23 protein-coding genes are annotated in these 23,796 nt (G+C 61.9%); 6 read left to right on the top strand and 17 right to left on the bottom strand.

The annotated features are described in order from the left end of the window. Window positions 1-21 precede the first annotated feature (21 nt). The 3 genes from BLW50_RS04740 to BLW50_RS04730 form a co-directional block, all read right to left on the bottom strand. Complete coding sequence (locus BLW50_RS04740; protein WP_090698209.1) at window positions 22-288, bottom strand: hypothetical protein; 267 nt, start codon at window positions 286-288, stop codon at window positions 22-24. Window positions 289-407: 119 nt separating this feature from the next. Then, on the bottom strand, window positions 408-2,258 hold the full coding sequence (locus BLW50_RS04735) for an alkaline phosphatase family protein (RefSeq protein WP_090698206.1): 1,851 nt from the start codon (window positions 2,256-2,258) through the stop codon (window positions 408-410). Between the two features lie 84 nt (window positions 2,259-2,342). Beyond that, window positions 2,343-4,673: a cytochrome P450/oxidoreductase gene (locus BLW50_RS04730; RefSeq protein WP_090698203.1), complete on the bottom strand. Its 2,331-nt coding sequence runs from the start codon at window positions 4,671-4,673 to the stop codon at window positions 2,343-2,345. Window positions 4,674-4,872: 199 nt separating this feature from the next. Between BLW50_RS04730 and BLW50_RS04725 the strand changes: the two genes are divergently transcribed. Both BLW50_RS04725 and BLW50_RS04720 read left to right on the top strand, forming a co-directional pair. Next, window positions 4,873-5,850, top strand: a complete 978-nt coding sequence (locus BLW50_RS04725; protein ID WP_090698200.1) for a Bug family tripartite tricarboxylate transporter substrate binding protein — start codon at window positions 4,873-4,875, stop codon at window positions 5,848-5,850. A gap of 11 nt (window positions 5,851-5,861) precedes the next feature. Further along, window positions 5,862-7,457 carry a sulfatase family protein gene (locus BLW50_RS04720; protein WP_090698195.1) on the top strand — a complete coding sequence of 532 codons (1,596 nt, stop codon included), beginning with the start codon at window positions 5,862-5,864 and terminating at the stop codon, window positions 7,455-7,457. A gap of 10 nt (window positions 7,458-7,467) precedes the next feature. Here BLW50_RS04720 and BLW50_RS04715 read toward each other — a convergent pair whose 3' ends face one another. Both BLW50_RS04715 and BLW50_RS04710 read right to left on the bottom strand, forming a co-directional pair. Continuing rightward, on the bottom strand, window positions 7,468-8,322 hold the full coding sequence (locus BLW50_RS04715; RefSeq protein WP_170849986.1) for an IclR family transcriptional regulator: 855 nt from the start codon (window positions 8,320-8,322) through the stop codon (window positions 7,468-7,470). 108 nt (window positions 8,323-8,430) lie between these two features. After that, window positions 8,431-9,093 carry an isochorismatase family protein gene (locus BLW50_RS04710; RefSeq protein WP_090698189.1) on the bottom strand — a complete coding sequence of 221 codons (663 nt, stop codon included), beginning with the start codon at window positions 9,091-9,093 and terminating at the stop codon, window positions 8,431-8,433. A 590-nt stretch (window positions 9,094-9,683) separates the two neighbouring features. Between BLW50_RS04710 and BLW50_RS04705 the strand changes: the two genes are divergently transcribed. Continuing rightward, entirely contained in the window at window positions 9,684-10,628 is a 945-nt protein-coding gene (locus tag BLW50_RS04705; protein WP_244544137.1) for an AraC-like ligand-binding domain-containing protein, read from the top strand. A gap of 215 nt (window positions 10,629-10,843) precedes the next feature. Here the strand turns inward: BLW50_RS04705 and BLW50_RS04700 are convergent, their stop codons facing one another. The 5 genes from BLW50_RS04700 to BLW50_RS04680 form a co-directional block, all read right to left on the bottom strand. Next, on the bottom strand, window positions 10,844-12,505 hold the full coding sequence (locus BLW50_RS04700; RefSeq protein ID WP_090698183.1) for an alpha/beta hydrolase: 1,662 nt from the start codon (window positions 12,503-12,505) through the stop codon (window positions 10,844-10,846). Between the two features lie 22 nt (window positions 12,506-12,527). Beyond that, on the bottom strand, window positions 12,528-12,908 hold the full coding sequence (locus tag BLW50_RS04695; protein ID WP_170849985.1) for a hypothetical protein: 381 nt from the start codon (window positions 12,906-12,908) through the stop codon (window positions 12,528-12,530). 50 nt (window positions 12,909-12,958) lie between these two features. After that, window positions 12,959-13,159 carry a hypothetical protein gene (locus BLW50_RS04690; protein WP_090698176.1) on the bottom strand — a complete coding sequence of 67 codons (201 nt, stop codon included), beginning with the start codon at window positions 13,157-13,159 and terminating at the stop codon, window positions 12,959-12,961. A gap of 66 nt (window positions 13,160-13,225) precedes the next feature. Beyond that, a complete protein-coding gene (locus BLW50_RS04685) occupies window positions 13,226-13,738 on the bottom strand; it encodes a transcriptional regulator LdtR (RefSeq protein WP_090708708.1) in 513 nt (170 codons plus the stop codon). A gap of 167 nt (window positions 13,739-13,905) precedes the next feature. Beyond that, window positions 13,906-14,415, bottom strand: coding sequence for a DUF6163 family protein (locus tag BLW50_RS04680; RefSeq protein ID WP_090698172.1), 510 nt, complete (start codon window positions 14,413-14,415; stop codon window positions 13,906-13,908). A gap of 224 nt (window positions 14,416-14,639) precedes the next feature. Between BLW50_RS04680 and hemB the strand changes: the two genes are divergently transcribed. Beyond that, a complete protein-coding gene (gene hemB / locus BLW50_RS04675; RefSeq protein WP_090708705.1) occupies window positions 14,640-15,677 on the top strand; it encodes a porphobilinogen synthase in 1,038 nt (345 codons plus the stop codon). 73 nt (window positions 15,678-15,750) lie between these two features. Here the strand turns inward: hemB and BLW50_RS04670 are convergent, their stop codons facing one another. The 7 genes from BLW50_RS04670 to BLW50_RS04645 form a co-directional block, all read right to left on the bottom strand. Beyond that, window positions 15,751-16,197, bottom strand: coding sequence for a hypothetical protein (locus tag BLW50_RS04670; protein ID WP_090698168.1), 447 nt, complete (start codon window positions 16,195-16,197; stop codon window positions 15,751-15,753). A gap of 413 nt (window positions 16,198-16,610) precedes the next feature. Beyond that, window positions 16,611-16,904, bottom strand: coding sequence for a GIY-YIG nuclease family protein (locus BLW50_RS04665; RefSeq protein ID WP_090708702.1), 294 nt, complete (start codon window positions 16,902-16,904; stop codon window positions 16,611-16,613). A gap of 84 nt (window positions 16,905-16,988) precedes the next feature. Continuing rightward, on the bottom strand, window positions 16,989-18,086 hold the full coding sequence (locus tag BLW50_RS04660) for a site-2 protease family protein (protein WP_090698165.1): 1,098 nt from the start codon (window positions 18,084-18,086) through the stop codon (window positions 16,989-16,991). A gap of 83 nt (window positions 18,087-18,169) precedes the next feature. Further along, window positions 18,170-18,331 carry a hypothetical protein gene (locus BLW50_RS30605; RefSeq protein ID WP_170849984.1) on the bottom strand — a complete coding sequence of 54 codons (162 nt, stop codon included), beginning with the start codon at window positions 18,329-18,331 and terminating at the stop codon, window positions 18,170-18,172. A 61-nt stretch (window positions 18,332-18,392) separates the two neighbouring features. After that, a complete protein-coding gene (locus BLW50_RS04655) occupies window positions 18,393-19,040 on the bottom strand; it encodes a class I SAM-dependent methyltransferase (protein ID WP_210186034.1) in 648 nt (215 codons plus the stop codon). Window position 19,041: 1 nt separating this feature from the next. Next, a complete protein-coding gene (locus BLW50_RS04650; RefSeq protein WP_090698161.1) occupies window positions 19,042-20,283 on the bottom strand; it encodes a BtaA family protein in 1,242 nt (413 codons plus the stop codon). Window positions 20,284-20,515: 232 nt separating this feature from the next. Then, entirely contained in the window at window positions 20,516-21,202 is a 687-nt protein-coding gene (locus tag BLW50_RS04645) for a M15 family metallopeptidase (RefSeq protein ID WP_090698157.1), read from the bottom strand. A 154-nt stretch (window positions 21,203-21,356) separates the two neighbouring features. Here BLW50_RS04645 and BLW50_RS04640 point away from each other — a divergent pair, with 154 nt between their 5' ends. Both BLW50_RS04640 and BLW50_RS04635 read left to right on the top strand, forming a co-directional pair. After that, the gene (locus tag BLW50_RS04640) at window positions 21,357-22,550 is read left to right on the top strand and encodes a GGDEF domain-containing protein (protein ID WP_244544136.1); all 1,194 of its coding nucleotides are present in this window, start codon (window positions 21,357-21,359) and stop codon (window positions 22,548-22,550) included. 144 nt (window positions 22,551-22,694) lie between these two features. After that, the gene (locus tag BLW50_RS04635; RefSeq protein WP_139267467.1) at window positions 22,695-23,630 is read left to right on the top strand and encodes a sialate O-acetylesterase; all 936 of its coding nucleotides are present in this window, start codon (window positions 22,695-22,697) and stop codon (window positions 23,628-23,630) included. Window positions 23,631-23,796 lie beyond the last annotated feature (166 nt).

Here is a 23,796-nt window from a genome sequence, read left to right as displayed (position 1 = left end):
GTTTAACGCGAACCGCTCATATCAGGCAGCCTGTGCATGATCGCGAATTTTCTCGGCCCGCAAAATGAAGGCGGCCTCGGCCAACGCCTGCCCCTCTTCCATCTTGCCCTGGGCGCAGAGCCGGCGCACCAATACGTCCACCTTGACGGCCAACCACACATCGCACCGCTCACGCGCCAGTTTTTCAGCCGCGTCGCGCGCAACGCCGGCATATTTGCGGTCTTCACCGCCAGCCTGCCAAAGCTGGTCGGCGATCCGATTGAGATCGTCGCAACGGGTCATCTTCATCGCACTCCCTTTTCTTGAGGGAGAGACAGAACACGGCACAAGGGCGAAAAGATGTGCCGATTGGCACATAACAAGGAAATCGGCCGAAAAATTCGCCACGAATAGGCCGCTCTCCGCCCTCAATGCCGGACGGGCGCAACCGCCGGATCCGGCAAGCCGAGCGTGCGCCCCGGATAGCCGGCGGCGTCGAAATAGCGGGTCGCGCCGAGCACCTGCATCACCACCTTGGTGATCTGCCCGTGCGCATCCGGCGCCGAGACCTGCACGGTCGACTGCCATTTCGGCATGGCGCCATTCGGCATCGCCTCGATGGTGACGCGGCCGACGAGCTTGCCGACATCCTTGATGTGCAGCCCCAGGATGCGCGCCATGGTCTTGCCGATGTCGGCATTGCTCACCGGCGCCGGATCGACGAAGGCCTGGCGGAAGTCCGGCCCGAGCGCGCCGCCAATGATCGCCGTATCGGCGCGGCTGAAACTGCCGTGCATGCCCTGCCCCTGCTGCAACACCGTGTCGGCCACTTCGACGCCGCAGGCCAGCGGATCGGCGCAGCCCGTCGAGAAGCTGCGGAAGTTGACGACGATCGCCGGCATCGGCGTCACGGCCGAACCCTTCAGATCGATGGCCGAGATCGGCAGCGTGCCGGGAATAGGCCCGAGATCGTCGGAGACGAACAGGCCGCTAACATAATCCTGAGCCGAAAGGATATCGACAACCTTGCGCGCCAGGTTGCGATCGCCCTCGGGGATATAGACCAAATCTGATCCGCCATTGGCGGCGATGACGACCTTGGAGTGATCCTGGTCACCGCCGATCAAAGCATTGCCCTTCGAGGGATGGGCGCCTGCGACAATCGCCGCATATTTGGCATCGGGATCGAGCATCGGCATGTCGAGACCATGGGCCAGATCAATCGCCACGAAGCCCAGCGGCAGGAAGCGCTGGAACACATCCTTATAGCCCTGCGTCGCCGCATAGCTCGTCGCGCTCTCCTTCGAGATCGTTGAGAAACCATGGTCCGCGGTGATGATCACGTCAGTCGTTTCATCAAGGCCGAGCGTCTTCAGCGTCGCCAGCAGTTCGGCCAGATCGTGATCGGCATTGCGGATGGCGGCAAGCGAAGTCGGGCCGTTGATGCCAGGAACCAGCCGGTTCAGGCTGTCGCCCTGATTGTGCTGGGTGCCGTCGGGATCGCGTGACCAGAACACCATCATGAACGGCTTGGCCCGCGCCTTGAACAGCGGCAGCACGGCTTTGGTCGCTGCGTTGAGGAAATAATCCTGCTGGGTGACATTGGCCTGCAAGGTGCCGGGCTTGAGCATATCGCCGGCCTGACCGTTGTCGCCACGCCCCGGCGCTTCCAGGCCAAGACCGGCGGACTTCAGCCGCTGCTGCACATCCTCGCTCAAGGGCACGCCGCCGGCGCGTCCGGTCATGTCGTCGATGGTGAGCGTCTGCGCGCCCGTGCGTTCGGTATGATCGAAGATCAGGGCCGGCCCAAGCTTGCCGATCGTCGCCGTGCTGATGCCGGCAAGCCGCGCCGCCTTCATCACCGTTTCCTGATTGAGATAGTCGCCAGCGAAATGCTCATCGACATCGGCCAGCACCGGATCACTTTCCAGAAACGGCGTCAGGCTGTTACCGGCGCCCGGCACCTGAAAGCCGGCATTGATCGTATTGCTGAAATCGCCGGTGTCGCCGAGCTTATGGCCTGTCGCCATGGCCGAGGCATTGGCGGTGGTGAAGGTCGGAAACATCGAATGGGTGTTGGTGAAATGCACGCCCTGTTTCCACAGCGCCGTGATCGCCGGAGCCGTCTGCGCATTGACCATCCCCGGCCGCAAACCATCGGCGACGAAGAGCAAAACATTGTGCGGGCGAGCGGCGGCTATGGCTGGTTCGGCCAAAGCTGGTTCGGCCAAGGCGCAAAGCGCGCCTAGCGCTCCCAGAACAAGAACAGAGCGACGCATGGCAGTCTCCAGCTGGAACAGAGCTGTTCTCGGCCTATGCGCCCTCTGTGACAGTTTTATTGCAGAGCCGAGGCCAATGTCCGCTTAGAGCGACAGCGTCAGTTTGCCGCCACGCGCACGTGAGCAACATGTCATCATACGATGGTTCTCCGTCCGCTCGGCGCGCGTCAATACCATGTCGCGATGGTCGATCTCGCCATCGATGACGCCGACCTCGCAGGAACCGCACAGACCTTCCTCGCAATCGCAGGCGACATCGACGCCTGCCGCATGCAAAGCCCGCAGCAAGGTCTGATCCCGCGCGACATGAAGCGTGCGGCCGGAGTCACGCAATTCAACCTCGAACGCCATTTCCTTCGACGGATCGAGCAGCAGGCCCGAGCCGCTGAAATGTTCCACATGCAGGCGACCGTCAGGCCAGCCCGCCGTCAGGTCCTCGATCTCGCTGAGCAGACGCTCCGGCCCGCAGGCATAGACCTGCCAGCCCTGAGCCAGCTCGTTCACCAGGGCCGCAAGCGCCAGCCGACGCCCATCGGCCTTGCAATGCACGTGCAGGCAAGCGCCATGGTCACGCACGACCCGCTCGATCAAAGGCATCTCGCCGCGCGAGCGCCCGGCATAATGCAGTTCATAGGGCTTGCCGAGCGCCTTCAGGCGATCGGCCATGGCGATGATCGGCGTGATGCCGATGCCCGCCGCGATCAGCACATAGCCATCCGCCGCTTCATCAAGGCGGAAACGGTTCGATGGCCCACGTGTGCGCAGGATCATGCCTTCCGTGACCTGCCCGTGGATGAACCTGGACCCACCGCGTCCGTTGTCCTCGCGCAGGACGGCGATTTCATAGGTCGATGACGCCGGATCGCCGCACAGGGAATATTGGCGGTCGAAGCCATCGACGAGCACGTCGATATGCGAACCCGCGGTCCAGTTCGGCAGGCGGCGGCTATGCGGATCTTCCAGAACCAGCCGCACGACCTGATCCGTCTCGCGATGGATGTGCTTGACCCGCAGCGGACGGGCGATCTCGCGCTTCGACGGCGCGCCGATCTTGAAATCCTGATGCCTGTCGAGCAGCGCTAGATCGCGTCGTTCTGGATTTTGCGTGGGATCCCACTTCACCCATAAATGTTTTGGGCCACGGAAAGACGTGTTCGGCAGAAATTCGAACGTCTGCGGCTCCAGTTGCATATGCGGCAACCGCTTGGTGAATTCCTCAAGGAAGACCCGCATTTCCATGCGGGCGATATTTTTGCCCATGCACTGGTGGCTGCCATAGCCGAAGGACAGATGATCGATCGCATTGCCGCGATGCAGATCGAGACTAAAAGGATTTTCGAACTGCCGCTCGTCGTGATTGGCCGAAGCCATGACGATCAACAGCTTTGCCCCCTTCTGGATATCAACCCCGCCGACCGTCGTATCGGCAGTAACCAGGCGACGCCAGGCGACGATCGAGCCGGCACGGCGCAGACATTCCTCCACCGCGTTAGGAATAAGCTCGGGATTTTCGCAGAGCTCCTCCCACGCTTGACGATCGGAGAGCAGCAAGCGGAACGCATTGGCCGATGCATAGGACGTCGTTTCGTGCGCCGCGACCAGAATGGCCATCATCATCGAGCGCAGATAGGATTCCGTTACCACGTCCGGGTGCTTGTGATGCTGGCGGATGGAGAAATGCATCCAGCCCGAACCTGCGGGATCGCGCATCATCTCATCGAGGATGCGATTGGCCGCCTGCCAGAAACGGCCCACCGTATCGGCGACGCCGAGCTGTTCCTCGCGTGTCGGCCGCCCCCAGGTGTTGACCGTGTGGGCGACGGAAAACTGCCGCAGTTCGTCAATGCCGTCCTGCGGCACGCCCAGGAAATGCAGTGCGACCGTCAGCGGAATTTCTCGAAAGATGTCATCGACGAGATCGGCCCGCCCAGTGTCGATGAAGCGGTCCATATAGTCGCGCGTCAAGCGGCGGATATCAGCTTCCTGCTTCTTCAATTCGTCGGGCGCGAAAGAATCGATGAGCAGACGGCGGCGCTCCATATGCGCCGGCTCGTCCTCGTTCACCATCGTGCGGTCCATGGCATAGCCATATTTCGCCAGGATGCTCTGTGCCTCCGGCGGCGCGGGCGTGATCTTCTCCAGCACGATCGATGGCGAGAACAGGATGTTGTCGCGGAAGATGTCCTTCACGTCCTGATAGCGTGTCACCACCCAATAACCGAGCTTGGGACTGTAGAAGACCGGCTCGCTCTCCTGCGCCCAACGCAGAGCTTCGGCCGGATCGACTTGATACGGCCCTTCGAAGGCATCGAAAGCAGCCGCGTGATGGGAAACCGGGCAGCCCGTCGGCGACAGCGGCGCAGCGTCGCTCCGCCCCGAAAATGGACAACCGGATGCTGCCGCGGTTTCTGCCATGGGTCTTTCCTTGTCGCATCCTGGTGCGCCGATATTAGTGCCATGCCGCCAGCCAGTCGCGCCTCGAAAAAAGTCGCGCACCGGACTTGATTACGACATACGTAATGAATTACGATTTAATTCGGAAGTCAACTGCAACCGCGCGTCGACCTAAAATTCGTAATTGATCGCGCGTGCCGTAAGTGAAGGGAGGGACGTCATGAACATCCGACAGTCGTTTTCGTTTGGTCTCGTACTGGCTGCCGCCGGGCTCTCCACAACCGCCTGGGCCGACACCTATCCCCGCAAGCCGATCGTTCTCGTCGTTCCCTATGCCGCCGGCGGACCGGCCGACACCGCGGCCCGTCTCCTGTCCGAACCTTTCGGTAAGGAAATCGGCGAGCGTGTCGTCATCGAGAACAAGGTCGGCGGCGGTGGCACCCTCGCCGCCACCTCGGTCAAGGGCGGGACCGCCGATGGCTATACGCTGTTGATGGCGGGCGAAGGCCCGATGTCGATCAACCCGCATGTCCAGAAGAACATTCCCTACAATCCGGCAACCGACTTTGTGCCTGCCGCCGTCTTTGCTTCCGGCGGGTGCAACGTGCTCGTCGTCAATCCGAAATTCGCCGCCGCGACGTTGAAGGACTTCGTGGCGTTGGCGCGCTCGAAAAGCGGCGAAGTCATGTACGGCGGCTCCGGCCTTGGCACGCCGGCCGAAACCGTCGCTATCGAGTTTCAGGCGAGCGCCGGCGCCAAAATGCAGAAAGTGCCCTACACCGGCTCCGGCCCCGCCTTCCAGGATGTCATCGGCGGCCATCTCGATGCCTTGTTCGTCTCGGCTGTCTCCGCGGTGAGCGCTATCGAAGCCGGCACAGTGCGCGCGCTCGGCGTGTCCACCGCCAAACGCTGCGATGTCCTGCCCAATGTTCCGACCTTCCGCGAAGGCGGCGTCGATCTCGACACCGGCTATTACTGGTTCGGCATCTTCGCACGCACCGGCACGCCCCAGGACATCATCGAGAAGCTGAATGGCGCCATCAATCGCGCCACCGCCTCGCCGGGCTTCGCCGACAGCCTGAAAATCCATTCTCTGGCGCCGCAGTCCCTCTCGGTGACCGAGGCTGCCGCCTATGTTCGCCGCGATATGGACGAATGGGCCCAGAAGATCGAACGCCTGCCGCAGATCAAGCAATAGAGCGAGCGACCATGCGCGCCGACCGCAAGAACATCCTGTTCATCACCACCGACCAACATCGCATTGATCACCTCGGCTGCTACGGCAACCCGGTGGTCGCCACGCCGAATATCGATGCCCTGGCCGCACGCGGGCGTCGCTTCACGCGAAACTATGTCGCTTCGCCAATCTGCATGCCCAATCGCGCCACGATGATGACCGGCCGCATGCCCTCGGTGCACGGCTTGCATTGCAACGGCGTGCCGCTGGCGCTGCGCAGCAACACGTTTGGCGATCTGTTGCGCGCCTCGGGCTATCGCACGGGGGTCGTCGGCAAGTCGCATCTGCAGAACATGACCGGCCTGCCGCCGGCTGCTGCGCAACAGCACGCCAATCCCGATCTCACGGCGCCGCAACCCGCTTTGAGCGAGACCGAAAAGGCGATGTGGAGCGATGGCCGCTATGACGAGGAAAGCCTGAAACGCTGGCAGAGCGATCCGCAGCCGATTTCCGGTCCCTACTACGGTTTCGATGAGATCGAACTGTGCACGATGCACGGCGACATGGTGCATGGCGATTACTATGGCTGGCTGAAACAGCGCCTACCCGATCCCGACGCCGTGCGCGGCCCAGCCAACGCTCTACCGGATGATCGCTACACGGTGCCGCAAGCCTATCGCACGCGCACTCCCGAAGAGCTTTATCCGACACGCTACATTCAGGAGCGCACCGTCGCGCGTCTCGAAAGCCTGGCGGGCGGCGATGCGCCGTTCTTCTTGCACTGTTCTTTTCCCGATCCGCATCACCCCTTCACGCCACCCGGCCGCTATTGGGACATGTACGATCCCGCCCAAGTGCCGCTGTCGCCGATCTGCGGCCAGCCGGCCGATCATCCGATCATCACGCGCCTGCGTGAGCTGCGCCAAGCGGGCAAGGCCAAGACCTTGGGCACCGTGCCTTTCGTGGTCGATGTCGAGGAAGCGCGGCAGGCCATCGCGCTGACCTATGGCATGATCACCATGATCGACGATGCGGTGGGCGCCATCGTCGCCACCCTCGAACGGCTGGGTCTCGCCCAAAACACCGTCATCGTCTTCACCAGCGACCATGGCGACTTCATGGGCGACCACGGCCTGATGCTGAAATCGTCGCTGCACTACGACGGCCTGGTGCGCGTGCCGCTGATCTGGTGCGAGCCCGGCGAAAAGAACGGCGGCGCGGCGACCGATGCGCTCACCAGCACCATCGATCTCGCGCCCTCCTTCCTCGACACCGCCGGCCTCGCGCCGTTTCACGGCATGCAGGGCCAAAGCCTGCGCCCTCTCTTGCACGATCCGAAGGCCGACTGGCGCAAGGCCGTGTTGATCGAAGAGGACGGACATGAAGCCTTCCCCGGCCTCGACGGCCCGCTGCGCACACGCTCCATCGTCACCCAACGCTATCGCATGAGCATCTACGACAAGCTGCCGCTGGTCGAACTCTACGATCTCGTCAACGACCCGCTGGAGCAGACCAATCTGGCCGACACGCCGGAGGGCGCGCGCATCCGTACCGATCTTTTCGAGGACATGTCGCGCACCATGATGGAATTGTGCGACTGGAGCCCGTTCCCGACCGGCCGCGCGTAAAGCGCGGCCTTCACGCCTTGAAGCTGCCGAGCCGTACCGACAGGTCGCGTGCCACGTCCAGCACCGCGAGCGCCGTCTGGCCATCGGGGCGATCGTCGAAACTGCCTGTGGGGCCGAGCGTCGTCAGCGCGCAGGCCAGTTCGCCCTCGGCATTAAACACCGGCGCGCTGAACGATTGGATGCCCACGAGCCTGGCGCCATCGACAAAGCCGATCCCGCGCTGGCGCACCGTATCGAAGAGCCGGTGCGCCGCCTGCTCCGTGGTCGCCAGCGCCAGCGGCGCGCCTTCGCGCGCCAGCGCCAATTCGGAAGCCAGCACAGGCTCGATCATCTCTTTCGGCAGGAAGGCGCCGAACACGAGGCCCGTCGCCGAACGCAACAACGGCAGAACCGAGCCGATACGCGCATTGACAGTCACCGGCCGACTGGCATCGACGCGCCGCACCACCGTCGCACCATAAGCGCCCCAAACGGCGAGCAGCACCGTCTCATCGATGCGATCGCGCAATCGGTAGAGCGCGTTGGTCGCTTCCTCCATCATGTCGAGGCGGCCCAACGCCACCAGCCCGACGCGGATCGCCTGGGGCCCGAGCGCATAGCGCTCCGAACGCGGATCTTGCTCGACAAAACCGGCGCGGATCAGGCTGACGAGATAGCGATGCGCCTTGGCCGGCGCCATCTGCGATTGCGCCGACAAAGCCGACAAAGTCAGGTCGCCACCATTCTCCGCCAGGGTGACGAGCAGGTTGAGCCCGACCTCCGCCGACTGCACGCTGCCTTTGTCGCTCTTGGTGGTGCGCGAAACCGCGCTCTCGCCAGCGTTGCGCCGCGCGACGGGTTTTGCCTTGCTGGTGCGTGTATTCACTGTCGGGCCTGATCGCGAAAGCCATGCATGCGCAAGACATAGCATGACCTATCGCAAATCGCACAACCCATTCAGATCTTATCGGAAGGCAAGACGCCTTTCCAAAGATCACCCTGCTTTGCGCAGCACCACCGGACCGCCCTGCACGCGGCCCAGGCATTCGTCCGCCGTCATCACATGGGCGGTCGAGAACGCCAGGATCGAAAGCGTCGCGTGATGCACCTCAGCCGCCGTCATCGCGCCCTGCCCGACATCGGGATAATCGAACGTACCGGTGCAATCGGACAGGAAGACCACTTTGTAATTGTGAAACATCGCGTCGCGCGCCGTGGCGTGGCAGCAGTTTTCCGTCGTCGTGCCCGAGACGATCACGGTGTCGATGCCCCATTCGCGCAGGATCAGATCGAGATCGGTGGCGAAGAAAGCGCTGTAACGGTGCTTCTTGATCACATGCTCGCCGGCTGCGGGCGCCAGATCATCGTAAATCTCCGAGCCGGCGGTGCCATCGACCAGGGACGAACGATCGGCGATCGGCCCATAGAGATCGTCGTAAAGTCCCATGTCGCTGCCATCGCGGCGATGCACATGAGCGGTGTAGATGATGCGGATGCCCTGTTCGCGACAGGCCTTCAAGGTCTGCGCCAGTTTCGGCACCATGGCGTGGGCCTGTTTCGATTGCAGCTTGGCGCCATCGGCGACGAAATCGTTCTGCATGTCGACGACGATCATCACGGTTTTGGCCGGATCGAGTGTTTGGACCTGATATGGCATGGCATTGCTCCCGCTCTGGTGAAGGCTTCTCCCTAACACCGTGCCCCGCCAGCGCGCTTGCCTGCGCTCGCCAGCTTTTGGCCTCTGCGTGCCAGGCCGCCTCATCAGCGGCATCATCAGCTCAGTTGAAGATACAGAAGCCTTTGTGTCGCTTGGCTCAATGCAAAGGGACATGATCTCAGGCGTGTCCTTGACTTGACCTCGCATGGGGTTGTTCCTCAGAATTGCGCGGAACCCCCTCCCCCTTGCGCGCCGACGGCGCTCGCCGCAATCGATCGGGCTCAGAATAGACAGGGAGGACGGCGGATTTATGGACAGACGATCCCTGCAAGGCGGCCACCGTGGTGTCATCCCGGACGCACCGCAGGTGCGATCCGGGACCCAGGGGCGAGCGGTAAAGCCTTGCGTCGTGACCGCGTATCGCCGTTTCGATCAGCACTCTTCCACACGCCCCTGGTTCCCGGATCGCGCGTTGCGCGTCCGGGATGACACTGAGGTTGCGGAGAAATGATCCCGCACAATTGGCCCAAACATTGCCACGGCCTCGCCTTCGGGGCTTAATGCGCCCCTTCATGCATTGGGGAATGCCCATGTCGGCTCACATCTCGGATGTCACCGCCGTCAAACCCAGCGACGGTTTCGACCATTGGCATCAGGTGACCTGCCGCGACTTCTCGCGCACCGAATGCCGTCGCGCGCCGCATCATGCGTTTCGCGCCCGCATCGCCATCCGCCACTTCGGCGCGCTCGCCATCAACGACATCTGGTCGGCCACACCGGAGGACGAGCGCATCTGCGTCACCCGCAGCCCGCACGATATCCGCAAGGACCCGCGCGACTATTTCATGCTCTGGCTATCGCTCGGCGGCGAAGCGATCCTGACGCAATGCGGCCGCGAGGCACCGCTGCGCCAGGGCGACATGGTGCTGCACGACCAGTCACAACCCTTCACCTTGGAATTCGCCCCGCGCGCCCGCGCCATGATGGTCTCGGTCCCAAGACCCCTGCTCACAGCGCGCCTGCCCGATGCGGCCGCGCTCACCGCCCGCGCGATCCCACGTACATCAAAGCTCGGCAATCTCTGCGGCACGCTCATCCGCCAGATCACCAGCCTCGATGAAGCCTCCGACGCGGTGGTGGACCGCCTGAGCCAGTCGGCGCTGGACATTTTCGCCACCACTTTGGAAACCGAACTCACCGCGTCCGACGGCCTGCGCGGCGACCCACGGCTTGAGCGCGTCAAAACCTTCATCCGCGCCCACCTGCACGATCCCGATCTTGATCTCGACACCATCGCCAAGGCCCAGAACATGGCGCCGCGCACCCTAAACCGTTTGTTCGCGGCGGAAGAGACGACACCGATCCGCTGGCTCTGGCAACAGCGCCTGGCTTTGAGTTATCGCGCGTTGAGCGAAGGCAAGGTGCAACAGGTGACGGACGCGGCGCTCAACTATGGCTTCAGCGACCTGTCTCACTTCAGCCGCGCGTTTAAAGCGGCGTTTGGGAGATCGCCGCATGAGGTGAAGCGGCGGTAGAGAAATAACCGTCATTGCGAGCGCAGCGAAGCAATCCAGGAGTCAAAGGCAGAAGTCAAAGGATAGAATCCTAGGCATAAATATGCCTGCACCACAGACACTTCTTGGCATATTTCCACACGCCCCTGGATTGCTTCGTCGCTACGCTCCTCGCAATGACGGTGGTCATTCAGCGCTTCCAGCAAACCGCGAAACGCTCTTGTACCAATCGGCCCTCAATTCTTCACCGCCCGCTGCGCAATAAACCGCTCTTTCAACCGATCGGTCTCCACCGGCGACCAATCCTTGATATTGGCCACTTCCTTCCACGCATCGATATAATTCTCCGCCGCATAAACATGGCCAAAGCCGATCGGCGTTGTGGTGGCGACAGCGAGATCAAGCGCCAGTTGCAGGAAGGTGACGACTGGATACCAGCGCAGCTCGGGCGAAACATCGGGGCCGCGCGGCGTCTTCATCCAGTCGGGCTCGCGGTAGAACGAGCTCGGATCGAAGAAGGTGATCGGATCGCTGGCATATTGCAAATAGACCACCCGCAACGGTCCCCACTGCGCATCGGGAATATCCAGCGCGTTCTTCTGCGCGGTGAAGCGGACATAGGAGCCGTCGCGGAATTGCGGCAGCCATTCCGGCGTGCCGGGGTTGCGGCGATTGGTGATCGAGCGCCAGATGCGGCTGGCGAACGGCGGCCCAGCCAGCAGCTCGCCCTGATAGGGATCGCCCAACACCTCGAACAATTCATTCGACAGTTCGGTCGAGAGCGAGCCGAGGCTGAGCCCGAACAGATAGAGCTTTGGCCGCGAGGCGCGCGGCAGCGTGTGCCAATAGCCGTAGATCTCGCTGAACAGGGCGCGCGATTGTTCGGCGCCATAGCCCGGTTCGACCAGAAGCGACATCCAGCTGGCGAGATAGGAATATTGCGCCGCGACGCTGGCGACATCGCCACGGTGAAGAAACTCGATCGGGTCAATCGCCTGTCCGTCGACCCAGCCGGTGCCGGTGGGCGTGATGATGACCAGCGTCGAGCGCTCAAAGCCCCCCGCCCGCTTCAACTCCTCCAATGCCAAACGGGCCCGCTCCTGCGGCGTCGCCCCGGATTCGAGCCCGACATAGACGCGCACCGGCTCCTTCGCTGGCGCCTTGGTGAAAGAGGCGATGTCGGTGGCGGTCGGCCCCGTCGCGATATAGGAGCGGCCCATGCGGCCGAGATCCTGCCAGCGCACCAGCGAACTGGCGCTGCCGGTCTTGAGCGGATCGGCTGGCCGCTGCATGTCGGGCGGCATCAGGGCGTCCAGCCGCTGGAAGGAGCTGTCGAGCGCGCGCAGCGCATAGCGGAAGATGACGCCGTTCGCCGCCGACCAGAACAGCAGCGCCACAATCGCCGTTCCCACAACATAGGAGATGCGCTTCGGCACGAAGCGGTTCAGCCGTTCGGAAATGAAATAGAGCAGAAGGTTGAACAACCGGGCGAGCGCGATGACCACGACGAAGGTGGCCAGCGCGATGCCGCCGACCTCCAGCGGATGCGCCGTGTCCACCGGATCGAGGTGCATCAAATGCCGGATCGAGTTCTGCCATTCGGCGGCGCGCCACAGAAAGACGAGGCCGACGACGCCGCAGATCAGCGCCGCCACGACTTTCCAGATGCGCTGGGTGCGCGCTTTGAATTCCGGCAGTTCCAGATAGCGCCAGAGCCAGCGCAGAAAGAAGCCGAGACCATAACCGGCGGCGGCCGACAGGCCGGACAATGCGCCTTGGGCGAGATAATTACGCGGGATCAGGGTCGGTGTCAGCGAGGCCGCGAAGAATAGCGTGGCCAGCAACAGGCCGGTCATCGCGAACGAACGCCAGAAACGGATGACCCAATTCGGCAGCATGAAATTCAACCCTTACCGCTCTTCACCGAACTGGCGAAATATCCCGGTCAAAGGTTCCAAGCCACGACCTGATACGAATGAGCTGGATCCCAGGGACCAGCAGGTTCGGTTCATTGTCGGACTCATGGAGCGCCCCTACCCGCAGCTCATCATCGATCCAACCGGACGATGCGGCAACTTTTTCATTCAGGATCGCCCCGACTAAAATCAAAGCGTCCGACCACAGATCGCCCGGTCGTTCCGCCGGCCAGTTCCGATGAATGTGGCTATGATCGAAGCTGATCGTCACTTCATCGTCAACTTCTTCGAGATCGAGACCTCCTTCGAGGTCGGAAGTCGAAGGTGCCGGCACGATCAACGCGCGGCCCCGCCACCCCGGCCCCGACCGTTCGATGATCGGCAACCGCCCCCAATCCGGATACGCGTTGAGGATTGCGGAAAGAAACGAGGGCGTCATCGTGCAAACGATATGTAAAGCACGCCGCCAATCATCGCCCCGAACACTGCCACGACAGCGATGCCCGCAACAAGGCCGGCTGCCCGCGCGTAGAAACTGTTTCCATCAACGTGACGTTCGTCTTTCGCAACCGATTCCACCGCCCGCGCGCCGAGCACGATGAAAAACTCGCCAAGGAGATTGAAGAGAAACTCCATCGCGCCCTCCTTCTCGCAAAAACAGCCCCACTAGGGGGCTGCTTTCGGGGGGACCTAACTCAATTTCTACAGACGATAACGGATCTGGTCGGTCCAGAAGCGCTCGAGGCGCACCAGGGCCTGGTTCATGCGGACGAAATCTTCCGCCGGAATACCGCCGATCTGTTCCACCGTCAGGACATGCTTCTCATAGAGCGCGCTGACGACGTCATGCACTTCCTTGCCCTTGTCGGTCAGGCTGATGCGCACCGAGCGACGATCGACGCGCGAGCGGGCATGATGCAGATAGCCCATCTCGACCAGTTTCTTGACGTTGTAGGAGACGTTGGAGCCGAGATAGTAACCGCGTGTGCGCAGTTCGCCCGCCGTCAACTCGCTGCCGCCGATGTTATAGAGCAGCAGCGCCTGCACGGCGTTGATGTCGCTGCGACCGCGGCGGTCGAATTCATCCTTGATGACATCGAGCAGGCGGCGATGCAGCCGCTCCACCAGGGTCAGCGATTCCAAATAGGCGGGACGCACTTGCGCTGTGCGCTCGGACCGGTTCTGCGACATTTCGGACTTCAAAGCCGTGCTCATTTTCATCACCCCGTTAACACCTTGCCCGGCCGGTCTGTGCCGGCTCGTTGATAAGGAAGATAGGTTGCTCGAATGAAGACGAGTTTAAATAACAGAATGAATCCCAGGTTTACCACTTGGGCTGAATCGATGCTTAACTAACCCTCTGTTTTTTGAGTAAAAATCGCTTAACCACCGGTGCGCTTGAAGCGCCCGATCAGAGGCTTTGGACGGCCTCCATAACGCACTTCGGTTTCCCGGGAAGCGAGATAAGTCAGTAGGAAATAGATCAAAATCAGGGGCGCGTAGAGGGCCATCAGAAGGGCCCCGCCATTGGGAAATCCGGCCACGAAAAGCGCCGCCAGCGCCTCGCCAAAAGCCACCACCAGCCACAGCACCCCACCCCATGGATTGGCCAGCCACAGGCCCGCGGCCGCCACCACCTGGACGACGGCGAGCACGGCGACGGTCGAATTCAGGCTTTCGGGAAGGTTTGGCGGGCCGCCGGCCGGGAAAAGTAACTTCATCCAGTTAACGAGGCCGAGAACCATCCACAGCGCCGCCAGGGCCCGCATGTAAACCACCAGCATGATGGCCCAGCGCAGCGAGGCGCGGCGGCGGCGTTCCGCCTCCGGCCCGACCTGGATGGCCTCGCGGTCGTCAAATGGGTCTGATCGGTCCGCCTGGACGATCGGCATGCGCAAGCTCCGGACGCGCCAACTGAATCGGCGCGGAAGGGGCTTCCCGGATAGAGCCGCCGGCCCGCCGCGTCAACGTGAGGAAACTTCCCTCGATATGTAAGATGGCGCTTACATTTCCCCTGCTTTTCGCTCATTTTTCAGCAGATGTGACAGTTTTATCCATCATCTGCGGCACGAATGAGGGCTATAACCTGCGCGCTGTAAGACATAAGGAACATGAAATGGCGTCGAAATCAGGCCGGAAAGTCCCCGCAACGCAAGCTGCCCCCAGCCTCGACCTGACCCACCGCCCCCGCCGCCTGCGCCGCACCGACTGGAGCCGCCGGCTGACCCGCGAGAACGTCGTCACGGTCGACGACCTGATCTGGCCGATTTTCATCGTCGACGGCGCCCGCCAGCGCATTCCGGTCGATTCCATGCCGCTGGTCGAGCGTTATTCGGTGGATGAAGCGGTGCGCGAGGCCGAACGGGCCGCCAAGCTTGGCATCCCGGCCATCGCCCTCTTTCCCTATACGGACCCGAAACTGCGCGACGAAGACGGCAGCGAAGCGCTGAACGACGACAATCTGATCTGCCGCGCCTGCCGCGCCATCAAGAAATCCGTGCCCGAGATCGGCCTGCTCACCGACGTGGCGCTCGATCCCTACACCAGCCACGGCCAGGACGGGCTGATGCGCGGCGATGAAATCCTCAACGACGAGACGGTGCATGTGCTCGTCGGCCAGGCGCTGACGCAGGCGCGCGCCGGCGCCGACATCATCGCCCCCTCAGACATGATGGACGGGCGCGTCGGCGCCATCCGCAGAGGGCTCGATGCGGAGAATTTCCAGCATGTGCAAATCATGGCCTATGCGGCCAAATATGCCTCGGCCTTCTACGGCCCGTTCCGTGATGCGGTTGGCTCCGGCGGCCTGCTGAAGGGCGACAAGCGCACCTATCAGCTCGATCCCGGCAATAGCGATGAAGCGCTGCGCGAAGTCGAGCTCGATCTCGCCGAGGGCGCCGACATGGTGATGGTGAAACCCGGCCTGCCCTATCTCGACATCATCCGCCGCGTCCACGATACATTCGGCGTGCCGACCTATGCCTATCAGGTATCGGGCGAATATTCGATGATCATGGCGGCGGTGGAACGCGGCTGGCTCGATCACGAGAAGGCCATGGCCGAAAGCCTGATCGCCTTCAAACGCGCCGGCGCCAAGGGCGTGCTGACCTATTTCGCGCCGTTCATCGCGGAGAAGCTGGCGAAGGGGTTGTGAGCTTCTGAACCCCTACGCCGAGCCTCCGTTTCATCCCGCTCACCTGCGCAGGCGAGCGGGAATGACAGCCAGGCTATCTCGGCGAATCCGTCGTCGACATGTCTTTCGGCCGCGTCATCGGGCCACGCACGCTGGCTGGCGCGCGCGAGTTGTTACGCGCCCCTGCATCAGACGTGGACATATCCTTCGGCGGGCTGATCGGACCGCGTTCACTCGTCGGCGCGCGCGAATTGGTCATCGCGCCCGCATCGGAATTCGTCATGTCCTTGCGGCCCATCGTGCGATTGCTCCGCATTTGACTGGGTCGCATCGCCCGATGACCGCGCCGCATGTGGTGCCGTTCCATCTCGCGGCGATGCATCATCCGCTCGTGGCGCGTCATGGCCGCTGGCACGATCTGGGCATCGCCCTGTGTCCCGACCGGCGTGAAGCTGAACGGTGCTGCCGATGCGATCGGCGTAAACAACGAAGCAGAGCTTAGAAAAACTGCCGCGAAGGCGAATTTGGAGATTGTCTTCATGATGAGGCTCCCTCTGGGATGGCCGAAGTGACCAGATCTACAACGAGGCAATCACCCCGGTAGATCAGCGGGAGGACGTCACTCTATTGTGAGAGCTCCATTGAAGGTTTCGCCCGTTTTGAGGGAACTAAAGCAGGCGAAGGGGGTTCAGAGCTCCGGAGATGGCTTGATCGTAGAACCTCGGTGTCATCCTGGACGCCTGCGGAGCAGGCGATCCGGGATCCAGAGCAACCGGCTCAACGCCCGCCTTACACTCATGATAACTGCACGACGATCCTACCACGCGCTCTGGATTCCCGCTCGCCTGCTGCGCAGACGTCGGAAATGACAGCGAGGCTATCTGGCAAATGCGCCAGTAAAAGGCTCACTTGTCATTCCCGACAGCCGCAAAGCGGCCGAGCGGGAATCCAGAGCTAGCGGTTCAAGGTTTCGTAAAGATCGAACCACTGCGGATTGGTTGCCGCAATCAGCTGAAGTTTCCACTTCCGCTCCCAGCGCTTCAGCGCCTTTTCGCGCGCGATCGCATCATTCACGTCACTGTATTCCTCATACCAGACGAGGAGACCGACATCATAACGCGAAGTGAATCCAGGAACGGCCTTGGTTTTATGTTCATAGACGCGCCGCGCAAGATCGTTGGTCACACCAATGTAAAGCGTGCCATTGCGTTCGCTGGCCAGAATATAGACCCAATAAGATCGTGGCATGATATCCGACTGACTGAGCAACCAGCGGCTGCTCTGGATTCCCGCTCGCCTGCTGCGCAGACGTCGGGAATGACAGCGAGGTCTTCACTTACGTCCGAAATTCCACTCCGGCCGCGCGCTGCGCACCATCATCATTTCCAGCACGTTCTGCGCCGTCAGCATGCCGACGGCCCGGCCCTGCTCGTCGATGACGCTGATCGCTGGCGCACCGGTGGAATTGAGCGTCCGCAAGGCGCTGTCGAGGCTATCGCGCGGATGCACGCTGGGGGCGCCGGCGTTGATGGCTTCCGCCACCGGCGCATCCGGCGTCTTGCTCTTTAGCGCCGTCAACAGATCGTCGCGGGTCAGAACGCCGATCGGTTTGCCGAAAGCATCGACCACCGGGAATTCATGCTGGGATGTGGACAGCAATGTCTCGACCGCGTGCGCAAGATCAGCCTCGATCGGAATGGTGAGAAACTTCGTCTCCATCGCGTCGGAAACGAAAAGCCCCGATGTCGTGCTCTGCATCGTGCTGCCCTGCGCTTCGGCGGCGGCGGCCATATAGATGAAGATGGCGATGAAGACGAGCAGCGGATTGCCGAACAGGCCCAAGAATCCTAGCAGCAGAGCGAAGCCCTGCCCGATGCGCGCCGAGATCTGCACGGCGCGGCGCGGATCCATGCGCATGGCGAGAATGGCGTTGAGCACGCGCCCGCCATCCATCGGAAAAGCGGGAATGAGATTGAAGATGGCGAGAAACAGATTGGCGCTGGCGAGCCGTGCGATCAGCGCATGCCGGCCGTCTTCGATCTGCGCCAGTTGCTGCACATCCGTCGTCGCGCCCAAAGCGAAGATCAACACCAGGGCAATCACTACATTCACCGCTGGCCCGGCGATCGCCACCCAAAGCTGTTCGATCGGCTTTTCGGGCATGCGCTCAAGCTGCGCCACGCCGCCGATCGGCAGCAAGGTCACGTCCGGCGTGGCGATGCCGAAGCGGCGCGCCATGAAGATATGGCCGAACTCATGCGCCAGCACGCAGGCAAACAGCAGCACCATGAAGGCGACGCCGTTCCAGGCGGCCTCGGAACCGCCGGTGCGCCAGGAGGCGAAGCCGATCCACAACAGGAACAGCAGAAAGGTGATGTGAATGCGCACCGCCGTCCCGGCGATACGCCCGATCATAACCGACCAACCCATGGCGCCCTCGTCTCTTGCCCGCCCAGTATGGCTCGCAGGGGGCGTGTGGCGCAATCTACCAGGAAACCAGTTCTATATTGTGATCATTCGGCCAGTCGGCGCACGCTTTGGCGCGCACCATCGACGGTCTTTTCGAACTGGTCCCAATTGACCAGCCTGTGTTCCGAACCGCCAGAATGATCGATGACCCAGGCCACTCCGATCGTCAGAGCGACGCCACAAATAAGGCCGATCAGAAAGCGCATGCCAACATCCCTGAAAAATGATCCGGGATGCTAACGGTTCAACAGTCGAATGGTTGCAGGCTTACGCCACTGGGCCAATATGTCCCAGGACGGCATAGCCACGATAGGGCCGCTCGACCGACGCAGCGCGCCCGCGCGCCAGCGCCTGCCGATCGAGCTCTTCATCAAGATCAAGCCGCGGCGTGACCGAGAACGCGGCCAGCCAGCGATAGAGCACCGCGCGGAAGGTTTTGGGCAGACCGGCTTGATCGCCAAAGTCGGCGACGAACAATTCACCTTCTGGCGTCAACGCATCGCAGCCCCGCGCCAGCGCTTCGCGCCATGGTGGAATCATCGACAGCGTGTAGGACATGAAGACGCGATCGAAACTGCCGCGTCCAAACACCTGCTGCGGCTCGAAGGTCGCCGCATCAGCGGCAGCCAGCGTGATGCGCTTTTCGAGACCCGCATCCTGCACGGCGCGGCGCGCGTTGGCGAGCATCACCGTTGAAATGTCGAAGCCATAGAAACGGGCGCGCGGCCAATGCCTGGCGGCGGCAACCAGATTGCGCCCGGTGCCGCAACCAATCTCCAGCACCGTTCCGCCCGGCGGCGGCGCAAGCGAAGCAATCAACTGATCGCGGCCGAGCAGATAGGGTTTGCGTGTCAGATCATAGATCGGCGCCTGCCAGCGGTAGATGCGATCCATATGTTCGGCGGCGCCCGACATCTTAAGGATTCCGCAGGGTGTAGAGATGGAAGGCGCCATAGATCGAGGAGCGATCGCGCGCGCCAAGCACCTGGCTGCGGCTCTCCTCATAGGTCCAGCGCGATAGCAGGCGCTCGGGGATGCGGCCCGGCAGCAGGCGTTCGTCGGCGGCGGTGCGGAAGATGACGCGCGCGCCCGGCCGCGCCGTGCGGGTGATCTCCTCCCACAATTCGGTCAGATCGACATCGCTCATCCAATCCTGCGCGTCGAGCAGCACGTAGCAATCGGCGCTGGCCGACGGGCTCGTGTGCAGAAAGCGCGTCATCGACTGATGGCGCACATCGACGCGATGCGCCCGCGCCCGCACCGTCTCGAAATGGCGCGGCTGCAAATACGGCGGCAGGCTCGGATTATTGCCCGCGTCATAGCGGCGGGCGAAGGCCTGCCAGGCGAAATAATTGTCGGCGATGTCGAAATCGCAGCACAGGGTTTCGAGCCGCTTCTTCAGCACGGCCGCCATGCCCTCATCGCCAGCCAGCGCGCGATATTGCGCCGGCGGAATGCCAAGGCCGTAGAGCGACGCCGGATTGGCGACGATGCGGCGCAGCAGGAAGCTGTTGAACACCGGGGCATAATGTTTCTCGAACAGCTCGCGCTGCTCTTCGCGCGTCTTGGCCGAGAGGATGCGCTTGGGATCGCAACCATGCAGACGCGCCACCAGATGCGCCGCGCCGATGAAGGAGCCGAGCAAGCCGCTGCGATAAAAGCCGCGCGAGAAGGCGCCGATGCGGCGGCGTCCGGACAGGCTGCGTTTTTCCCAATAGCGCTGTGTCGTCTCGTCGAGCTGCGGCCGGACATGCTCTTGGTAGAGATCCATATTGTCGCGCCGATCGGCGGCGCCAAAGAAGCGATAGAATTCCTTATGGCTCGGCACGGCGCGCACCGCCGCGAGCTTCAGCCGATTGAGGGCGACATGGGCGCCGTTGAGATCAAGCGCCGTCACCTTGGCGGGACCGGCCACCAGATAGCTCATCACATTGCAGCCCCCAGAGGCGATGGTGACCACATGATCGGTGGGGCGGATCGCCAGCGCGTCCATGTCGACCACCGGATCTTCCCAGATCTGCGGATAAACCAGGCCGCGAAAAGCAAATGTGAACAGCCGCTCCAACACGCCTTCGCGCGACAGGGTGCCGTTTTTGTGCACGGCCTGTTTCAGATTGCTGGTGGTATGACGGCGGACGGCGGCGGCGATATCTGACAAGGGCGGGCTCCCGAACTGGCGGAGCCATCGCGCCGCCCATTGCCGGAGCCGGTTATGCGAGTCGCATGACGCTCGCGCGTCGGCCACATGACGGAAGCATGTCGCACGACATCACACCGACAAAACCCCTTTCGGAACAAGGTTGATGCCAGGACGATTGCGAAGACGATTGCGAAGACGATTCAAGACCGCGACATAGGGATGGGGATATGGGGATGGCGATATGGGTCGCTCAACGTGCCGTGATCGGCACGTCATAGGTCGGCTGCCGACCAGCTGGCGGATAGGAATAGTGCCACCATTCGCGCGCGTAATTCTTGAACCCGCGCGCCGCCATCATCCCATGCAGGAGCGCGCGATTGACCCGCGCGGCATCGGGCACAGCGGTTGAAACCGTCGCCGACATCGGATCGGAGAGATCGTAGGACGAGCCAAAGTCGAGCACGCGCCCGTCGGCCGTGGCGAGACCCAGATCAATCGCCGTACCGGTGGAATGAGATGAGTTTTTCGCGATATAGCCGGCGACAAACAACATGCTCTTATCGATATTGGGATAATACTGCGCCTTGGTCGCCTGGTCCGAGGGATCGGCGGCCCAGCGCACGAAAGCATCCGTCGCCCGTTGCGGCCGATAGCAATCCCACAGCACCAGCCGCAGTCCGCGCACCCGCGCATCAGCCTCGACCCGCGCCAGCGCCTCGGCCACCGGCTTGAACAGCCAGCATTCGGCCGCGCTATAGCCCGGCACCGGCCGGCCGTAAAAATTATTGCTGCCGGCGTAGCGCACGTCCTGCAAGGCGCCCGGCACCACATCGGCAACCCGCACGAAACCCGGCGGAAGCCCTTGGGCCGACGCCGGCAAAACAGCAGCGGCCGAAAGGGAGACAGCGACAATGGCGCGTCTGATCTGGCGTTTCATTGCGCACGGCTCCGGGGGCTTAGAGATTCTTCCTATCACAGAAGGGACGCGGCGCGTCCAAGAGCCCGGCCCATTTTATCTTCTTCAAATCGAAAAATTTAACGAATTATCTGTCTTATATAGAATAATTCGGCAGATGTTCCGTTAGGTACGATTGCTGACCTATGACGAAGTCACCTTCCTGCGGCAACATCACCCCAGCATGCTTCTCGATCAGTTTTCCATTCTCGTCGCGATCGGCTTCTCAGGGGCTTCCCTTGGGCTGACCTTGTTCATGATGTGGACCGTGGCCCGATCAGAGGCGCATTTGCTCGTCTGGTCCGTCGGCCTCGTCTTTATCGTCGTCGGCGTCATCTTTTTTGGCTGGATCATCGAGCGCTACAATAACGCCTATCTGTTCTGGTCCTTTACGTTCCTGACCATTGGCTTTGGGTTGCTTTATTTGGGCTCGGCGAAATTCTGCTCGGACCGAATGAGGTTGGGAACAGCCCTGTCGATTTGCGCGGCCGGCTCCCTCGCCTTGTCTGTCAGCTTTGGACTTGGTTATTCCGGCATCGGCACAATGGTCGGCAATGTGGTCATCGGTGTTCTGCTCGCACTGAGCGGCCACCAATATTGGATCGCACGCGCCGAATCCCCCGTTCTGATGGGCGTCAACGCCGTTTGCTTCTTCCTGGCCTCGGCGTCGTTCATCGCCTGTGGCTATGCCCTTCTCCAACAGGGCCAATTTGCCCTCGACGCACGCCCCGCGAATTGGGCCGAAGATATCAATGCCGTTGTCGTGATTATGGGATTGACCGCCGTCGGCACATTATCGCTCACGCTTCATCAAGCCCGGATCGCGGAGCAGCATAAACTCAATGCCATGACGGACGCGTTGACCGGCCTGATGAACCGGCGCGTGCTCTTCGAAGTCTGGCCGGATGTCGTGCCTCCCGACACGGCCGTGCTTCTTCTGGATCTGGATCACTTCAAAACAGTCAACGATCGCTTTGGGCATGACGCTGGCGACCAGGTGCTGAAACGCTTCAGCCGCCTCATTCTCGATAGCGTCCGCTCCACAGACATCGTCGTGCGCCTCGGCGGCGAGGAATTTTGCATTGTCCTCACCGGTTCGTCTTTGGAATTGGCCACCGCTGTTGCCAATCGCATCAGGTTACAGATGGAGATGACGACGATGCGGATCGGATCAAGACTGATTCAGACAACCGTCAGCGTCGGGCTTGCCTATTCCGAAGGCTCTGAAGCTATTCAAACGCTGATGAGCCGCGCCGATATCGCGCTGTATGAAGCGAAAAGCTCAGGCCGCAATCGCGTCGAAGTCGATCGTTTGAGCCTCGTTGCCTAGAATTCGCTACCCCGCCCCGGCAGGCCTGTCCCATGGCGCGCCATTCTCAAGGGATTGGGCCGAAGCCATTTCGACCGAGACCTGGCAAAGGGCTACAATGAGATCCGCGCGTCAAAACGTGGCGATGGCGAACTGGGGCTTCCGATGATCACGAGATTGGTGCGTCTCACAATCGCTGCGCTGCTCCTAGCCCTGGCCTTCCTTTACGGGGCGCTGCGCGACCATCAGGGCCAGTGGCCAGCCAACCCCATCCGGCGCTTTGAAGCCGAATGGCGGACGCCGGCCGCGCGGCGCATCGAAATCGACAACTTTGGCCGGCTTGTTGCCTATCCCGGCAAATCCGACGTGGCCTGCCCGCCCGCTGGTCCACGCACGGCCGTCATCCTCGCGATCGGCCAATCCAACGCCTCCAACGAGGCTGGCGAGCGTGGGAAATCGCACCATGGCGCCAACATCGTTTCGTGGTTCGACGGAAAGTGCCAGATCGCCGAGTCTCCCCTCCTTGGGACCAGCGGAGACCGTGGCGAGAGCTGGACGATCCTCGCCAACAAGCTCATCGAGGCGGGCGCCTACGACACCGTCGTCATCGTCCCTCTCGCCATCGGCGGAACCAAAGTCGCGCGCTGGAGCCCTGGCGGTGATCTCTTCACCATGCTCATGCAGCAGTTGGACAGACTGACGCCGACCTATTTCCCGACCCATATCGTCTGGGTTCAAGGCGAAGACGACCGCAGCCAAGGCACCGATACGGCGACCTATCGCCAGCATTTCCTCGGACTGGTCGACAGCATCCGTGGCAAGGGCGTTGGCGCACCTATTTTCGTAACCCGCGCCACGTTTTGCGAGCCCGACATTCCGTGGGTGCGCGAGAATCCCGTCGGTATCGCCTTGGACCAGATGCCAGACCCGTCCAAGGGCATTTATGCCGGCGTCGATACGGATCGATTGATATCGGCCGAAGACCGCATGGACGGCTGCCATTTCGGCGGCAGAGGCGTGGCCATTTTCACGGACGCCATGAAGGATCTGATCATTCAGGGAAATAGCGCGGCGGCCGGTCAGGAGAAAACGAACCGGTAATCGGGCTGCCGTTGCACGCGATCCCTACAGCCGCCTGATTTCAGCAAATACGTTTTGCGCAATTAAATCAGGCTGATGATGACAGCCTGCGTTTCATGCCCAAAATCCAAAAACGGCCCTCATCACAATAAATCGCCATCCAGACCGGTACTTACCCCATTTGAAC

The organism is Beijerinckia sp. 28-YEA-48 (assembly GCF_900104955.1).
Lineage (GTDB): Bacteria > Pseudomonadota > Alphaproteobacteria > Rhizobiales > Beijerinckiaceae > Terripilifer.
This window is presented reverse-complemented; position numbering and strand designations above follow the sequence as displayed.

What these genes read in the sequence shown, in the direction of transcription:
- BLW50_RS04735 (WP_090698206.1), bottom strand. Translation starts at nt 2,258, where the DNA reads ATGCGTCGCTCTGTTCTTGTTCTGGGAGCGCTAGGCGCGCTTTGCGCC.
- BLW50_RS04655 (WP_210186034.1), bottom strand. Translation starts at nt 19,040, where the DNA reads ATGTCGGGCGCCGCCGAACATATGGATCGCATCTACCGCTGGCAGGCG.
- BLW50_RS04685 (WP_090708708.1), bottom strand. Translation starts at nt 13,738, where the DNA reads ATGAGCACGGCTTTGAAGTCCGAAATGTCGCAGAACCGGTCCGAGCGC.
- BLW50_RS30605 (WP_170849984.1), bottom strand. Translation starts at nt 18,331, where the DNA reads ATGCGCTTTCTGATCGGCCTTATTTGTGGCGTCGCTCTGACGATCGGA.
- BLW50_RS04680 (WP_090698172.1), bottom strand. Translation starts at nt 14,415, where the DNA reads ATGCCGATCGTCCAGGCGGACCGATCAGACCCATTTGACGACCGCGAG.
- BLW50_RS04725 (WP_090698200.1), top strand. Translation starts at nt 4,873, where the DNA reads ATGAACATCCGACAGTCGTTTTCGTTTGGTCTCGTACTGGCTGCCGCC.
- BLW50_RS04740 (WP_090698209.1), bottom strand. Translation starts at nt 288, where the DNA reads ATGAAGATGACCCGTTGCGACGATCTCAATCGGATCGCCGACCAGCTT.
- BLW50_RS04720 (WP_090698195.1), top strand. Translation starts at nt 5,862, where the DNA reads ATGCGCGCCGACCGCAAGAACATCCTGTTCATCACCACCGACCAACAT.
- BLW50_RS04665 (WP_090708702.1), bottom strand. Translation starts at nt 16,904, where the DNA reads ATGCCACGATCTTATTGGGTCTATATTCTGGCCAGCGAACGCAATGGC.
- BLW50_RS04700 (WP_090698183.1), bottom strand. Translation starts at nt 12,505, where the DNA reads ATGCTGCCGAATTGGGTCATCCGTTTCTGGCGTTCGTTCGCGATGACC.
- BLW50_RS04710 (WP_090698189.1), bottom strand. Translation starts at nt 9,093, where the DNA reads ATGCCATATCAGGTCCAAACACTCGATCCGGCCAAAACCGTGATGATC.
- BLW50_RS04690 (WP_090698176.1), bottom strand. Translation starts at nt 13,159, where the DNA reads ATGGAGTTTCTCTTCAATCTCCTTGGCGAGTTTTTCATCGTGCTCGGC.
- BLW50_RS04705 (WP_244544137.1), top strand. Translation starts at nt 9,684, where the DNA reads ATGTCGGCTCACATCTCGGATGTCACCGCCGTCAAACCCAGCGACGGT.
- BLW50_RS04660 (WP_090698165.1), bottom strand. Translation starts at nt 18,086, where the DNA reads ATGGGTTGGTCGGTTATGATCGGGCGTATCGCCGGGACGGCGGTGCGC.
- hemB (WP_090708705.1), top strand. Translation starts at nt 14,640, where the DNA reads ATGGCGTCGAAATCAGGCCGGAAAGTCCCCGCAACGCAAGCTGCCCCC.
- BLW50_RS04645 (WP_090698157.1), bottom strand. Translation starts at nt 21,202, where the DNA reads ATGAAACGCCAGATCAGACGCGCCATTGTCGCTGTCTCCCTTTCGGCC.
- BLW50_RS04670 (WP_090698168.1), bottom strand. Translation starts at nt 16,197, where the DNA reads ATGAAGACAATCTCCAAATTCGCCTTCGCGGCAGTTTTTCTAAGCTCT.
- BLW50_RS04730 (WP_090698203.1), bottom strand. Translation starts at nt 4,673, where the DNA reads ATGGCAGAAACCGCGGCAGCATCCGGTTGTCCATTTTCGGGGCGGAGC.
- BLW50_RS04635 (WP_139267467.1), top strand. Translation starts at nt 22,695, where the DNA reads ATGATCACGAGATTGGTGCGTCTCACAATCGCTGCGCTGCTCCTAGCC.